This window comes from Arthrobacter sp. NQ7 (assembly GCF_029581595.2).
Taxonomy (GTDB): domain Bacteria; phylum Actinomycetota; class Actinomycetes; order Actinomycetales; family Micrococcaceae; genus Arthrobacter; species Arthrobacter phenanthrenivorans_B.
Genome location: NZ_JARFXU020000002.1, coordinates 182584 through 196972, shown reverse-complemented (window position 1 = coordinate 196972; position 14389 = coordinate 182584). Strand labels below are relative to the sequence as shown.

The window sequence follows — 14389 nt, the reverse complement described above, 5'->3', positions numbered from 1 at the left end:
TGCTTATGCTCCCGTGGCGTGCTTGGCGGCGCGGCGCACGGCCTTGTCCGCCTTGTTCAGCTTCTTGGTGGTGGTCCTGCGGGCGTCGGCAGCCAGGTGCGAGGCGTTGCGGCGCGCATCCGCGGCCAGGTGTTCCGCACGCCAGGCGAGGCCGGGCTTGCCGGCGGTGTCCACGGATGCGAGCAGGGCGCCGCCGCTCAGCGAGAGGTTCTTGAGCAGCTGGTTCCGCCGGTTGTCCCGGCCTTCCTTGCTGCTGATGTCCGCGCTGCGCCACTCCACAAAGGTGTTCAGGAAGGAGATCACCGTGAGCAGCCCTGCGGAGAGCCGGGAAAACTTGCCAAGGCCGAACAGGACGCCGGCACCCACCTGCGTTCCACCGATCACCCGGGCAAGCGTCTTTTCGTTCGCCTGGAAGGGCAGCGAGGCCGCGGCCTTGCGCAGCAGCGGGGAAAGCTGCTGGGCGGTGTCATCGGAGTTCTTGAGCTTGTCCAGTCCGGCAAGGACGAAACTGGAGGCAAGCATGGGCCGGGCGAGCGTGCGGACAAAGGACATGGATTTCCTCCTGGATGGACGAACCGCGGCAAGCGGCGGAGTCGGTCCTAGTCTTGCACTTTTGGGGAATATTTGCCCGTGGGAGGCGGTTATGCTCCCTGGGTCCACGTCAAGGGCCCGGACAATCATTCACCTGAAACAGAGCGGAGTTGGCCCTTGGGGAAGGTGTTGGACGGAACCAGGCAGGCGGGGCCGGTGGCAGTGGACAAGCTGGCCGCCGAACCGCCGGAATACGGCATGCCCCGGCGCGGAAGCCTGACAGTAGACTTGAAGGCAATGAGCACCCTGGATCCGGCCGTTGCGGCCATGTATGAGGCTTCCCCCGGCGAATTGAACGGCGGTACGGGTACCGCGCCGCTGCCGGCCGGACAGGCAAGCCCTGATTCGCCGGCCGCTGAAGCGGAGACCGACGACGGTACTGTCGACATTTCCACCGAAACCGTTGAGCAGCGCCGGCTGCGTTTTGAGCGGGACGCCATGCAGTACGTGGACCAGCTGTATTCAGCTGCCATGCGCATGGCCCGGAACCCCTCGGACGCGGAGGACCTGGTGCAGGAGGCCTACACCAAGGCTTTTTCGGCCTTCCACCAGTACAAGCCGGGGACGAACCTCAAAGCCTGGCTGTACCGGATCCTGACCAACACCTACATCAACCTCTACCGCAAGAGGCAGCGCGAACCGCTGCAGTCCAACTCGGACAGCATTGAGGACTGGCAGCTGGCCCGGGCGGAGTCGCACACGTCAAGCGGGCTGCGTTCGGCAGAGGCCGAGGCGCTCGACCATCTTCCGGATTCGGACGTTAAGCGTGCCCTGCAGGACATTCCGGAGGAGTTCCGCCTGGCGGTCTACTTCGCCGACGTGGAGGGGTTCGCCTACAAGGAAATCTCAGACATCATGAACACGCCGATCGGCACCGTGATGTCCCGGCTCCACCGCGGCCGGCGAATGTTGCGGGACATGCTCGCGGAGTACGCCGCGGAGCGGGGATTCAAAACGGCCGCGGATGCGTCGGATGCGGCAGGAAGCAAAGCACAGGAGAACAGGAAATGAGCGACTGCCAGGGATTGGGCGACTGCGATGACACCCGGATGCAACGCATCTACGAGTACCTTGACGGGGCACTGACCCGTGAGGACATCACCGAAATCAAGAACCACCTTGATCAGTGCCCGGAGTGCACGGAGCAGTACGACCTCGAGTGCGTGATCCGCAACATGGTCAAGCGGTCCTGCAAGGAATCTGCCCCGGACAATTTGAAGAACGCCATCCTGGACCGGATCCACGGCATCCGTCCCGTGGAGGCGTAGGGCCAGGCCCTGTCCAGGCCAGGACTGCAGACAGCAAAGGACCCCGGAAGCCGGTTGGCTTGCGGGGTCCTTTCCTTGAACCGCAGTTCCTGGCATGTGCCTAGGTGTTGGGGCGCTTCCCGTGGTTCGCGCCGCCACGCTTACGGTCACGACGCTTGCGTGCACGCTTGCTCATAGCTGGCCTCCTTACTGTTGGTACTCAAAAGAGCTGCCCTCAAGTCTCCCACATGATGTCGCGGCCCGCGAACCGGGAACAGGTGGATGACCTGCGGCAGGATTGCCGGGCGGGCAGGTCAGGGCGCCAGCGCACGGTCGATGGCCGTCCTGGCCTGGTCCAGGACGGTCCTGACGGTTTCCAGCGATACCGCGTTGAGCGGTCCCTGCTGTGCATGGCGCCGCAGGTCCGCGCGCAGCCGGTCGTGGAACTGCTGGAGCAGCAGCTCGGCGTCCAGTTGGTGCACGGAGGCGGCGATGCCGTCTTCCACTGCTGCCAGGTCCTTCCGGTGCCTCTTCAGTTCGGCAAGCCCAGCGGAGGTGAGGCGGTAGGTGATGCGGCGCCCGGCGGATTCGATGGCCACCAAGCCTTCGCCCTCAAGCTTTCCCAGCCGTGGGTAGACCGTTCCGGCGCTGGGCGAATAGGCGCCGTGGAATCTGTCCCTGAGCTCCTTGATGAGCTCGTAACCGTGTTTGGGGCCGCCTTCCAGCAGGGCAAGGAGGTAGAGGCGCAACGCGCCGTGGGCAAAGACCGCAGGCATCAGCCCGCCGTGTCTCCGGCGGTGCCGGCAGGGGCTTGCACAATGGACGTCCTGCCGGACACGGAGTTTGTCCTGACCAGCATGAGCTGCGTGTCAGGGCCGGAAATGGTTTCCACCTTGCCGTTGGCCAGGAGGAACTGTTGGCCGTCCAGGATCACAGCGCCGCCGGCGGACTTCGCGACGATGTCGGCTCCGACGTCGTGGGGCATCGTGACCGTGACGTCGCCCGAGACGGAGTTGGAGCCGAAGTCGTTGGTAAAACCGAGCAGCTCGAAGCTGAGGTGGCCGCTGACGGTGTTGGCGCGGACATTGGTGAAGTGGCCGGAGGCGGTCACCTCACCGGACACCGTCTTTGCCGTCAGGACGCCACGGTGGCCGCGTACCGATACCCTGCCGCTGACGGTGTTGACCTGCAGTTCCCCGGACGTGCCGGCCGCCTCGATCGACCCTGACACCGTATTAAGCCGGATGTGCGCGGCCAGGCCGGACACCAGGCCCTCGCCGCTCACCGTGCCCGCTTCGACCTCCACGCCGGCCGGGACGGAGATCCTGATGACCGCCGTATTGTCGCTGGTGTGGTTGACCGTTTCCATCAGGTTTTTGAACCAGCCCTGGGGTCCGTGCAGCTGGTGCCTGATCTCCAGCCTGCCCCCGGTGAGGGAAACGGCCACGGGGTCGCCCTTGACCTCGGAAACCTCAAGCTGCACCGAGGGCCCACCGTGCGGCACAATTTCGAATCTTCCCCGGACGGCGCCCAGCTTGACGGACGTGACGCCGTCGACCTCGATGGTTTGCGGGTCCGTAACAGTCCACTGTCCGGCGGGCATCGTTTCCTCCAAACCGATATATCGCGCTCCGGACCAACGTAATGCCGCCCGGCGGAGGGGTCAAGATATATCGCGACCGTTATTGTGGCGCTTCCAGCCCCAGCCACTGGAACCAGCCGCGGTGCAGGACCAGCCATGCCATGAGCCCGTATCCCGCCTGGCCAGGAGTGCCGCCATTGGCCGCGAGGTCCTGGCGCCACTGTTCGTGGTTCAACAGCGGCGAGAACGTGTCCACGTAGAGGTGCTTGCGGCGTGTCGTCACATCAGCGAAAGCGGTATTCAGTTGGTCCAGCCGCCGGTTTTGGGCCGGGTCCAGGGTGGGCGGCGGTCCCACGACGAAGACCTCGATCCGGTTCTGGGACGCCGAATCCAGGATGTTGGCCAGGTTGAGCCGGCTCCGGGCGGTGGAAAGGCCGAACTCAATGTCCCGGCCCGACAAGCCAATGACCAGCCGGTTCTCGGCCTGGCCGCTGAAACGCCGGCCGGCCTCGTCCAGCCAGCGTGCGGCGAGCCCCTCGGTGCCTTCCTGCGGGCAGGGGAGGGAGTAGCTTTCCAGCAGCATGCCGTCCTGGGGAGTGCGGGCAAGGACGCGGCCCAGCCAGCCAAGTGCCCGGGGATCGCCCAGTCCGGCCAGCAGTTCGTCTCCTACAGCTGCTATCCGCAGCTTCCTGTCTTCCACGCGTTCCTCTTTACTCCGCTAGGGGTTTACTTCTGCCGCTGCCCGTTGCCGCCGCAGCTGCGGAGGTTCGGGACGGCGCTGTCCATCCATTAAACAGAACTGCCCGGCCGGAGTCTGGGATTTCGACGTCCGGCCGGGCAGCCTTACTGGTTACTTGCGCGCAAATGCCTGCTTCAGCAGGACATCCTGTTCCGCTGCGTGCCGCTTCATGGAACCGGCGGCAGTGGAGGCGGAGGCCGGCCGCGATACCAGGCGGACGCGGCGGTCAAGGACCTCCGGCAGATGCAGGCCGATGAACGGCCACGGGCCCTGGTTGGCGGGCTCGTCCTGGGCCCAGACCACTTCGGCGTTCGGGTACTTGGCAAGCTCCGCCGCGATCTCCGCGTGCGGCAGCGGGTAAAGCTGCTCCACGCGGATGATGGCGGTGGTCTTGTCACCGGTCTTCTGCCGGGTGGACAGGAGATCGTAGTACAGGCGGCCGGAGACCAGGAGAACGCGCTCGACGGCGGTGGCCGGGAGCTGCTCATGCTCACCAATGACAGGGCGGAAGGTGCCGTTGGTGAAGTCTTCGACGGATGACGCGGCAGCCTTCAGGCGCAGCAGCTGCTTGGGCGTGAAGATGATCAGCGGCTTGCGCGGACGGTTGTACGCCTGGCGGCGCAGCAGGTGGAAGTGCGAGGCGGCCGTGGTCGGGTTGGCCACGATCATGTTGTCTTCCGCGCACAGCTGCAGGAAGCGCTCGATCCGGGCGGACGAGTGGTCCGGTCCCTGGCCTTCGTAGCCGTGCGGGAGCATCAGCACCAGCGAGGAGCGCTGGCCCCACTTCTGCTCGGCGGAGGAGATGAATTCGTCGATGATGGTCTGGGCACCGTTGACGAAGTCTCCGAACTGGGCCTCCCACAGAACCAGCGCGTCCGGGCGCTCGACCGAGTAGCCGTATTCGAAGCCCATGGCGGCGTACTCGGACAGCAGGGAGTCGTAGATCCACAGCTTGGCCTGGTCATCGGAAAGGTTGCCCAGCGGCAGCCATTCCTTGCCGTTGGCACGGTCGTGGAACACCGCGTGGCGCTGCACAAAGGTGCCGCGGCGCGAGTCCTGGCCGGCAAGGCGTACCGGCACGCCTTCCATGATCAGGGAGCCGAAGGCTGCGATCTCGCCGAAGCCCCAGTCGATGCCGCCCTCGCGTGACATCTGCTCGCGCTTCTCGAGCAGCTGCTTCAGCTTGGGGTGGACCGTGAAGCCCTCGGGTACCTCGACGTGCGCCTTGCCAATGCGGGCCAGGGTTTCGGCGCTGATGGCGGTGGAGACCGGTGCACTGGCGTTGGAGTCGGACTGCTGGGCCATGGGCCGCTCGATGTCGGACACGGCAGCGGAATCGGCGGTCACGATCGGGATGGGGGAGGTCTGGGCGGCGTGGGTCTCGGCGAAGACCCGCTCCAGCCGTTCCTGGTAGTCGCGGAGCAGCTGCTCGGCTTCTTCCTCGGTGATGTCCCCGCGGCCGATGAGCGACTCGGTGTACAGCTTGCGGACGGAGCGCTTGGCTTCGATCAGGTTGTACATCAGCGGCTGGGTCATTGAGGGGTCGTCGCCCTCGTTGTGGCCCCGGCGGCGGTAGCACACCATATCGATGACAACGTCCTTGTGGAAGCGCTGGCGGAACTCGTAGGCAAGCTGGCCGATGCGCACAACCGCCTCGGGGTCGTCGCCGTTCACGTGGAACACCGGTGCCTGGATCATCTTGGCGACGTCCGTGGAGTAGGTGGACGAGCGCGACGATGAGGGGGCCGTGGTGAAGCCCACCTGGTTGTTGACCACGATGTGGATGGTTCCACCGGTCCGGTAGCCGCGGAGCTGGGACAGGTTGAGGGTTTCCGCAACCACGCCCTGGCCGGCGAAGGCGGCGTCGCCGTGCACCATGATGGGCAGGACGGGGAACGTTTCGCCCTGGTCCAGGCGGTCCTGCTTGGCGCGGACGATGCCCTCGAGGACGGAGTCCACGGCTTCCAGGTGCGACGGGTTGGCCGCGAGGTAGACCTTGGTTTCCTTGCCGTTGTCGGAAGTGAAGGTGCCCTCGGTTCCGAGGTGGTACTTGACGTCGCCGGAACCCTGGACGGAGCGGGGATCCTGGGTGCCCTCAAATTCGCGGAACACCTGGGCGTAGGTCTTGCCGGCGATGTTGGTGAGCACGTTGAGCCGGCCGCGGTGGGCCATGCCGATGGCAACTTCGTCGAGGCCGTCGTCGGCGGCGTCGGACATGATGGCGTCCAGCAGCGGGATCAGCGACTCGCCGCCTTCCAGGGAGAAACGCTTCTGGCCCACGAACTTGGTCTGCAGGAACGTCTCGAAGGCCTCGGCGGCGTTCAGCTTGGAGACGATCCGCAGCTGCTCTTCGCGGCTGGGCTTGGAGTACGGGTGCTCCAGCTGGTCCTGGAACCACTTGCGCTCGGCGGGCTCCTGGATGTGCATGTACTCGATGCCGGTGGTGCGGCAGTAGGCATCGCGCAGGACGCCGAGGATGTCGCGGAACTTCAACATCGGCTTGCCGCCGAACCCGCCGGTGGGCCATTCGCGGTCCAGGTCCCACAGGGTCAGGCCGTAGGTGAGGACATCGAGGTCAGGGTGCTTGCGCTGGACGTACTCCAGCGGATCGGTGTCCGCCATCAGGTGCCCGCGCACGCGGAAGGAGTGGATCAGCTGCTGGATCCGTGCCACCTTGTTGATCTCGTCGGCCGGGTCAACCTGCAGGTCGGGGCTCCAGCGGACGGGCTCGTAGGGGATGCGGAGCGCTTCGAAGATCTCGTCGTAGAAGTTCTGTGCACCGAGCAGGAGCTGGTGGACGAGCTTGAGGAACTCGCCGCTGCCGGCACCCTGGATGACGCGGTGGTCGTACGTCGAGGTCAGGGTGAGGACCTTGCTGATGGCGTTCTGGGCGATGATCTTCTCGCTCGCGCCCTGGAACTCCGCCGGGTAGTCGAGGGCGCCGACGCCGATGATGGCCGCCTGGCCCTTGGACAGGCGCGGAACCGAGTGCACGGTGCCGATGCCGCCGGGGTTGGTCAGGGACACGGTGGTGCCCTGGTGGTCCTCGGCCGTCAGCTTGCCGTTGCGGGCGCGCTTGATGAGGTCCTCGTACGTGTGCCAGAACTCGGCGAAGTTGAGGGTTTCGGCCTTCTTGATGTTCGGAACCATCAGCAGGCGGGTGCCGTCGGGCTTGGGCATGTCGATGGCGATGCCGAAGTTGACGTGCGCCGGCTGGACCGCGACCGGCTTGCCGTCCACTTCGTCGTAGTACACGTTCATGGACGGGAACTGGGAGAGCGCGCGGATGACCGCGTAGCCGATGAGGTGGGTGAAGGAGACCTTGCCGCCGCGTGCGCGGGCCAGGTTGGAGTTGATCACCACGCGGTTGTCGATGAGCAGCTTGGCCGGAATGGCGCGGACGCTGGTGGCGGTGGGCACCTCGAGGCTGGTGACCATGTTGGTGGCGATGGCCTTGGCCGGGCCGCGGAGGACGGAGACAACGTCTTCTTCCGGCGCCGTGGGAGCCTTGACGTTCTTGGGCAGCTGGGCAGGGATGGGCTGCGAGCCGGTGCCGGCTTCGGTCTTCTTGCCGCCGTCGCGCGCCTCCGTGGCGGGGGCCTTCTTGACGGGTGCGGGTGCCGCGGCGGGGGCGGCAGGGGCAGCGGCGGCGGGCGCGGCAGGGGGAGTGGCAGGCGCAGCTGCCGGCGACGGTGCCGGAGCGGCCGGAGCCGTTTTCACAACAGGCAGTTCCCGGGTGGGAGGGTTGGGAGCGTGGGCGGAATTTCCGTTGGAAGAAGAACCGTTGCCTGAGTCGAAGGATTCGAACAGGGGCCACCACTTGGCGTCCACAGCGTTCCTGTCCTGCTGGTACTGCTCGTACAGTTCGTCAACGAGCCACTCGTTTCCGCCAAATTCCTCGGGTAGACGGTGGCTTGGCTGCTCTGGCACTTGAAATACGCCTCTTCCATGAGTTTGATTTCTCTTTGGCCCCCCGGTGCTTCAGCACTACGTTCGAACCACTCTCCGCGTCCTCTGAACCCGGACCTTTGCAAGTCTAGTGAGCATCTCCTGTTAACTGCCAATAAGGGTGACCCAAATCATGAAGTGACGAACACGGGCCCAAAAATGGCATCCTTCCGCGGTCCGAAAGGGTCCGGCGGGGCGGACCCTCCGGGCGCTCCGGCCTGCGGCAATGCGGCGTGCGGGACCGGCTGCCCCGCGGCCGGTCAGGGGCCGCTCCTGTAGACTGAAATTCTTATGGACAGTAAATCTAGGTGCCGGCCTGGGCGCTGTCAGCGGAACTCCAAGCGAAGTACCGCGCAGTCCGCCCCCAGAGCCGGCAAACCCCGACAACGCGCCCATCACCAGCCAACGGCGGAGCACGCCGCGCACCGCACGGAACGGTCAGCGGTTTCAGCCGACCATCCTCCGCCGGGACGAAACAGCTGTTCGACTTCCCGGGGCACCGCTCCCCGCTCATATGCAGTACCCCGGGCGGGATGCTGAATGGAGTGGCTCCTCCTCGCAGCAGGCCTGCTGCTGATCGCCGGCACCGGATTTTTTGTTGCCGTCGAGTTCTCCCTGATCGCGCTGGACCAGCCCACGGTCCAGCGGGCAATTGACGACGGCGACACCGGCGCCGTTGCGCTGCTCACCTGCCTCAAATCTCTGTCAACCCAACTGTCCAGCTGCCAGCTGGGAATTACCCTGACCACCCTGCTCACCGGCTACGTCATGGAACCCTCGGTGGGCCGCCTGCTCGAAGGCCCCCTGACCGCCGTCGGACTTCCGGGCGTGGCGGTGCAGTCTGTGGCGCTCGTCCTGGCGATGGTGCTGGCAACCCTGCTTTCGATGCTCCTCGGTGAGCTGGTCCCCAAGAACATGGCGATCGCGCTGGCGTTCCCGGTTGGCCGTGCCCTGGCGAGGCCGCAGCTGGTCTTCACTGCTGTTTTCAGGCCGGCCATCCTGGTCCTCAACGGATTCTCCAACAAGGTCCTGCACGTCTTCGGCCTCGAAGCCAAGGAAGAGATCTCCGGGGCGCGTACGCCTGCCGAACTCGCCTCCCTGGTCCGCAGGTCCGCAGCGATGGGAACCCTCGACGCCGGCACAGCCAACTTCATCGCCCGCACGTTGAACTTCTCCACCCGGACCGCGGCCGACGTCATGACCCCGCGGATCCGGCTCGAAACGATCGACGCCGACCAGCCGGTCTCGGACGTCGTGGACGCCGCCCGCCGCACCGGTTACTCGCGGTTCCCGGTGATCGGCGACTCGGCAGATGACATCCGCGGCCTGGTGCACGTCAAGAAGGCCGTCGCGGTTCCATGGGAGCGACGGCAGAACCTCGAAGCAGGCGCGATCATGACCGAAGTCCTGCGCGTGCCCGAGACCATCCATCTCGATGCCCTGCTCGCCGAACTCCGGGAGGGAAACCTCCAGCTGGCAGTAGTGCTGGATGAATACGGCGGAACAGCCGGCATCGCCACCCTCGAGGACCTCGTGGAGGAAATCGTGGGCGAAGTGGCTGACGAACACGACAAGGTCCGCCCCGGCCTGCTGCAAAGCGCCTCCGGCGACTGGTACTTCCCGGGCCTCCTCCGGCCCGACGAGCTCTCCGAACAAATCCCGGGCCTCAGCGTTCCCGACGAAGCTGCCTACGAAACTGTGGGCGGTTACGTCATGAGCCAGCTCGGCAGGATCGCGGCCGTCGGCGACACCGTCCCCGTGAACGGCGGAACGCTGAGCGTGACCAGGATGGACGGACGCAGGATCGACCGCATCTGCTTCCGGCCGGCAAAGGAAACGCCGACGCAGGACGTCCCTGACAGGAGGACGCCATGAGCGACTGGGCCGGAATACTGTGGCTCGGCGTCCTCCTGCTGGGCAACGCCTTCTTCGTGGCCGCCGAGTTCGCCATCATGTCAGCGCGCCGGAGCCAGATCGAACCGCTCGCCGACTCCGGGTCGAAACGCGCGCAGACCACCCTGCGCGCCATGGAAAACGTCTCGTTGATGCTCGCCTGTGCGCAGCTGGGGATCACCGTCTGTTCCCTGCTGATCCTGCTGGTGGCCGAACCTGCGATCCACCATCTGCTCGCGGTCCCGATCGAGACGGTCGGCCTGCCTGCGGAGGTGGCTGACGTCGCCGCGTTCGCGGTGGCGCTGATGCTCGTGACCTTCCTGCATGTCACCTTCGGCGAAATGGTGCCCAAGAACATCTCGGTGTCCGTCGCGGACAAGGCCGCGCTGTTTCTGGCCCCGCCCCTGCTGTTCGTTTCGCGGCTGGTCCACCCCGTGATCTCCGTCCTGAACTGGTCGGCGAATCACATCCTCAAAGCGATGCGGATCGAGCCCAAGGACGAGGTGACATCCTCCTTCACCCTGGAGGAAGTGCAGTCAATCGTGCAGGAGTCCACCCGGCACGGCCTGGTGGACGACGACGCCGGGCTGATCACCGGTGCCCTGGAATTCTCGGAGCATACGGCGGAGGACATCATGGTGCCGCTGGACAAGCTCGTCATGCTGCCGGCGTCCACCACGCCGGTGGAGTTTGAAAAAGCCGTCAGCCGGACCGGGTTCTCCCGGTTCCCCATGCTTGATGACGATGACTTGCTCTACGGCTACCTGCATGTCAAGGACGTGCTCTCCATTCCGGAGTCCGCCTACGGGCTGCCGATTGCCGAGAGCCGCATCCGCTCCCTCGCCAACCTGGCCCTGGGGGACGAGATCGAAAAGGCGATGTCCGTCATGCAGCGCACGGGATCCCACTTGGCGCGCGTGATCGGCCCGGACGGGAATACCCGCGGCGTCCTCTTCCTTGAAGACGTTATTGAACAGCTGGTCGGTGAAATCCGCGACGCCACCCAGGCAACCGGAATCCGCCGCCTGGGGCAGCCGAACGGCAGCTGACTCCGGCAGGCACCCGTTCCGCGGGAACGGGTGCCCGCTCAAGCAGCCTCCGGGCGCGCAGAAGCACCTAAATAGGAATCATTCGCATTTAGGTATAGGCTTGCCATGTTGTCCTCCCCATCTGCGTGAACCGAGGTTATTCGTGCGCCGAACCGCTGCCCGCCCCTTCCTTGCCGCCCTTGCCGGCCTTGGCCTGCTGCTCACCGGGTGCAGCCCCCAGCAGTCGCAGGCCCCTGCGCAGGGGCAGGGCATCAACGTCGTGGCGTCGACGAACGTCTACGGTGACATTGCCCGGACCATCGGCGGGGACAAGGTCAACGTCACCTCCATCATCAACAACGCCGGCCAGGACCCGCACTCCTATGAGGCGACGGCCCAGGACAGGCTGGCCGTTTCCAAGGCGCGGCTGGTGATTGACAACGGCGGCGGCTACGACGACTTCATCCACACGCTCGTGGAGGGCAGCAAGCCCGACGGCGCCTCGGTGCTGACCGCCGTCGAAATCTCCGGCCTTGCCCACCCGGAGGAAACACACGCCGCCGGCGAACCCACGGAGCAGGCTTCGGCGGACGCAGACACCCACGACCACGGCGCGCTCAACGAGCACGTCTGGTACAGCCTGCCTGCCATGGAGCGCGTAGCGGACGGCATTGCTGACAAGCTTGCCGCCCTGGACCCCGCCTCGGCCTCCACCTTCACCGCCAACGCCGCTGCCTTCAAGTCCTCCCTCTCGGATCTCCACGCCCGGCTGGATGCCTTGAAAGGCCCGGCGGCCGGCGGCAAGGTTGCGGTGACGGAGCCGGTTCCGCTGTACCTGCTTGAGGATGCCGGCCTGGTCAACGCCACCCCCCGGGAATACACCGCAGCCATCGAAGAAGGCAGCGACGTACCGCCCGCCGCACTGAAGGAAGCCACGGACCTGTCCGGTTCCCGGGCCGTCCGCCTGCTGGCGTACAACGAGCAGACGGAAGGTCCGCAGACGGAAGCCCTGAAGAAGGCAGCGCAAACCGCCGGGGTCCCCGTGCTCGACTTCACCGAAACCCTGCCCGAAGGCAAGACCTACCTGCAGTGGATGACGGACAATGTGAACAACATCGGCAAGGTTCTGGAGACAAACAGGTGAAATCCGTCGTCAGCCTCAGAGGGGCCCGCCTTAAGTTCGGCCAGCGCACGCTGTGGGAGGACCTGGACCTGGACATCAAGCCCGGCGAGTTCTTCGCCGTGCTGGGTCCCAACGGCAGCGGCAAGACCAGCTTCCTGAAAGTCCTGCTCGGCCTGCAAAAGCTGCAGGCCGGCGAGGCAATGCTGGGGGACCGCCCCGTGGAACGCGGCAGCAGCCTGATTGGCTACATCCCGCAACAAAAGTCCTTTCCGCCGGACACGCCTATGCGGGCGCGCGACCTGGTGGCCCTGGGCGTGGACGGCCACCGCTGGGGCGTCCGGCTGTCCACGGGCAAGACCAACAGGCGCGTGGACCAGCTGCTGGAGCTGGTAGGAGCCTCCGACTACGCCAAGGTGCCGGTGGGCCAGCTCTCCGGCGGGGAACAGCAACGGCTTCGCGTGGCGCAGGCCCTGGCAACAGACCCCCAGGTACTGCTTTGCGATGAACCGCTGCTGTCACTCGACCTGCACCACCAGCAGGCGGTCAGCGCCCTGATCGACAAGCAGCGCCGCGAACACGACACCGCCGTCGTCTTCGTCACGCACGAAATCAACCCGGTCATCGACTACGTGGACCGGGTCCTGTACCTGGCCGGCGGCCGCTTCCGGGTGGGGACGCCGGAGGAGGTCATGACCACGGAAGTGCTCTCGGACCTCTACGGCAGCAACGTCGAGGTGATCCACGCCAACGGCAGGATCGTCGTCGTCGGCCTGCCCGACGCCACCACGCACCACCACTCCCACGCCGAGGCGCTGGCAGGGGAGGCCGCGTAGTGGACGCAGACAGCATCCTGGGTGCCATCTTCAACTTCGACAACTACGGCGAGCTGCTGGTCCTGGTCCAGAACTCCATTTGGGCCGGCGCCATCCTGGGGCTCCTCGGGGGACTGGTTGGCACCTTTGTCATGAAGCGCGACCTGGCCTTCGCCGTCCACGGCATTTCGGAGCTCTCCTTCGCGGGTGCCGCCTTTGCCCTGCTGGTCGGCGCGGATGTGGTGTTCGGCTCGCTCATCGGCTCCGTGGCGGCGGCCCTGCTGCTCGGCCTGATGGGCGTCCGCGCAAGGGACAAGAACTCCATCATTGGGGTGATCATGCCGTTCGGCCTGGGGCTCGGCATCCTGTTCCTGTCGCTGTACCAGGGCCGGGCGGCCAACAAGTTCGGATTACTGACCGGTCAAATCGTCTCCGTGGACACCGTCCAGCTGCAGGCGCTGGCCGGGACCGCCGTCGTGGTGGTGCTGGTCCTGCTGGCCATCTGGCGGCCGCTCAACTTCGCCAGCGTTGACCCTGAGCTTGCCGAGGCACGCGGCGTTCCCGTCCGCACCCTCGCGGTGGTCTTCATGATTGTCCTGGGCGTCAGCGTGGCGCTGTCCATCCAGGTGGTCGGCGCCCTGCTGGTGCTGGCACTGCTGATCACCCCCGCGGCGGCGGCGCTGCGGGTCACGTCCTCGCCGGTGGCGGCAGTGGTGTTGAGCATCGTCTTCGCGGTCGCTGCGACCGTGGGTGGAATCCTCCTGGCCCTGGGCGGACGGATCCCGATCAGCCCCTACGTCACCACGTTGTCGTTCCTGATCTACGTGGTGTGCCGCATCATCGGATCCGTGCGGGCCTCGCGGGGAATCAATGGCCGCGTGCTTACAGCTTCCCGGCAGCCTTAAGGGCAGTGCAGTCCGGGCACAGGCCAAAAATTTCCACCGTGTGGTCCACCTCGGTGAACCCGTGCTCCGCGGCCGTGCGCACGGCCCACGTTTCGACGGCGGGGGCCTCCACCTCCACCGCTTTCCCGCAGTTCCTGCACAGCAGGTGATGGTGGTGCGCCGTTACGGCGCAGCGGCGGTACACCGCCTCGCCGTCGCCGTTGCGCAGCACGTCCACCAGGCCTTCATCGGCGAGTGACTGCAGGATCCGGTACGCCGTAGCCAGCGAAACGGAGACACCTTGGTTCTGCAGGATCCGGTACAGCTCCTGCGTGCTGACAAAGTCGTCAAGATCGTCCAGGGCCGCACTGACGGCCTTGCGCTGCTTGGTAACGCGCTGTTCCTTGCCGCCACCTGCCGGGGACGGGACGGCGGAATCAGCCTTGACGCCGATCGGCATGGACGAACTCGCTTCCGTGGGGGGCAAACATCAAGATTACCAGCCGGAGCGTCGTGGACAGCGTTCCCGGGCGGACCCTAGG

General features: G+C 65.8%; 14 protein-coding genes. 7 read left to right on the top strand and 7 right to left on the bottom strand.

The genetic code is table 11. The annotated features are described in order from the left end of the window. Window positions 1-3 precede the first annotated feature (3 nt). The gene (locus PUN71_RS03725) at window positions 4-552 is read right to left on the bottom strand and encodes a DoxX family protein (RefSeq protein ID WP_043453483.1); all 549 of its coding nucleotides are present in this window, start codon (window positions 550-552) and stop codon (window positions 4-6) included. Between the two features lie 237 nt (window positions 553-789). On the opposite strand from PUN71_RS03725, the gene PUN71_RS03720 reads away from it, so the two are divergent. Beyond that, window positions 790-1602 (top strand): sigma-70 family RNA polymerase sigma factor, encoded by an 813-nt coding sequence (locus tag PUN71_RS03720; protein WP_502860021.1) that lies wholly within the window; start codon window positions 790-792, stop codon window positions 1600-1602. Continuing rightward, a complete protein-coding gene (gene rsrA, locus PUN71_RS03715; RefSeq protein ID WP_043453481.1) occupies window positions 1599-1859 on the top strand; it encodes a mycothiol system anti-sigma-R factor in 261 nt (86 codons plus the stop codon). The genes PUN71_RS03720 and rsrA overlap by 4 nt, the downstream gene beginning before the upstream one ends. A gap of 100 nt (window positions 1860-1959) precedes the next feature. On the opposite strand, the gene PUN71_RS23145 is transcribed toward rsrA, so the two are convergent. The 5 genes from PUN71_RS23145 to PUN71_RS03695 all read right to left on the bottom strand — a co-directional run bounded on the left by PUN71_RS23145 (window position 1960) and on the right by PUN71_RS03695 (window position 8089). After that, window positions 1960-2034 carry a 50S ribosomal protein bL37 gene (locus PUN71_RS23145; protein ID WP_369299106.1) on the bottom strand — a complete coding sequence of 25 codons (75 nt, stop codon included), beginning with the start codon at window positions 2032-2034 and terminating at the stop codon, window positions 1960-1962. A 118-nt stretch (window positions 2035-2152) separates the two neighbouring features. Beyond that, window positions 2153-2614 carry a PadR family transcriptional regulator gene (locus PUN71_RS03710; protein ID WP_043453479.1) on the bottom strand — a complete coding sequence of 154 codons (462 nt, stop codon included), beginning with the start codon at window positions 2612-2614 and terminating at the stop codon, window positions 2153-2155. Continuing rightward, window positions 2614-3441 (bottom strand): DUF4097 family beta strand repeat-containing protein, encoded by an 828-nt coding sequence (locus PUN71_RS03705; RefSeq protein ID WP_277797391.1) that lies wholly within the window; start codon window positions 3439-3441, stop codon window positions 2614-2616. The genes PUN71_RS03710 and PUN71_RS03705 overlap by 1 nt, the downstream gene beginning before the upstream one ends. Window positions 3442-3520: 79 nt before the next feature. Then, window positions 3521-4120: a GDSL-type esterase/lipase family protein gene (locus tag PUN71_RS03700; RefSeq protein WP_277797390.1), complete on the bottom strand. Its 600-nt coding sequence runs from the start codon at window positions 4118-4120 to the stop codon at window positions 3521-3523. 150 nt (window positions 4121-4270) lie between these two features. After that, entirely contained in the window at window positions 4271-8089 is a 3819-nt protein-coding gene (locus PUN71_RS03695) for a multifunctional oxoglutarate decarboxylase/oxoglutarate dehydrogenase thiamine pyrophosphate-binding subunit/dihydrolipoyllysine-residue succinyltransferase subunit (protein WP_277797389.1), read from the bottom strand. Window positions 8090-8647: 558 nt separating this feature from the next. Between PUN71_RS03695 and PUN71_RS03690 the strand changes: the two genes are divergently transcribed. From PUN71_RS03690 to PUN71_RS03670, 5 genes are all read left to right on the top strand, one after another. Beyond that, window positions 8648-9982 carry a hemolysin family protein gene (locus PUN71_RS03690; protein WP_043453470.1) on the top strand — a complete coding sequence of 445 codons (1335 nt, stop codon included), beginning with the start codon at window positions 8648-8650 and terminating at the stop codon, window positions 9980-9982. Further along, complete coding sequence (locus PUN71_RS03685) at window positions 9979-11049, top strand: hemolysin family protein (protein ID WP_277797388.1); 1071 nt, start codon at window positions 9979-9981, stop codon at window positions 11047-11049. Before PUN71_RS03690 ends, PUN71_RS03685 begins: the two co-directional genes overlap by 4 nt. A gap of 142 nt (window positions 11050-11191) precedes the next feature. Next, window positions 11192-12172 carry a metal ABC transporter solute-binding protein, Zn/Mn family gene (locus PUN71_RS03680; protein ID WP_277797387.1) on the top strand — a complete coding sequence of 327 codons (981 nt, stop codon included), beginning with the start codon at window positions 11192-11194 and terminating at the stop codon, window positions 12170-12172. Beyond that, window positions 12169-12984, top strand: coding sequence for a metal ABC transporter ATP-binding protein (locus PUN71_RS03675; protein WP_277797386.1), 816 nt, complete (start codon window positions 12169-12171; stop codon window positions 12982-12984). The genes PUN71_RS03680 and PUN71_RS03675 overlap by 4 nt, the downstream gene beginning before the upstream one ends. Then, on the top strand, window positions 12984-13868 hold the full coding sequence (locus tag PUN71_RS03670) for a metal ABC transporter permease (protein ID WP_043453460.1): 885 nt from the start codon (window positions 12984-12986) through the stop codon (window positions 13866-13868). The genes PUN71_RS03675 and PUN71_RS03670 overlap by 1 nt, the downstream gene beginning before the upstream one ends. Here the strand turns inward: PUN71_RS03670 and PUN71_RS03665 are convergent. Continuing rightward, a complete protein-coding gene (locus PUN71_RS03665; protein ID WP_043453458.1) occupies window positions 13846-14307 on the bottom strand; it encodes a Fur family transcriptional regulator in 462 nt (153 codons plus the stop codon). The genes PUN71_RS03670 and PUN71_RS03665 overlap by 23 nt on opposite strands. Window positions 14308-14389 lie beyond the last annotated feature (82 nt).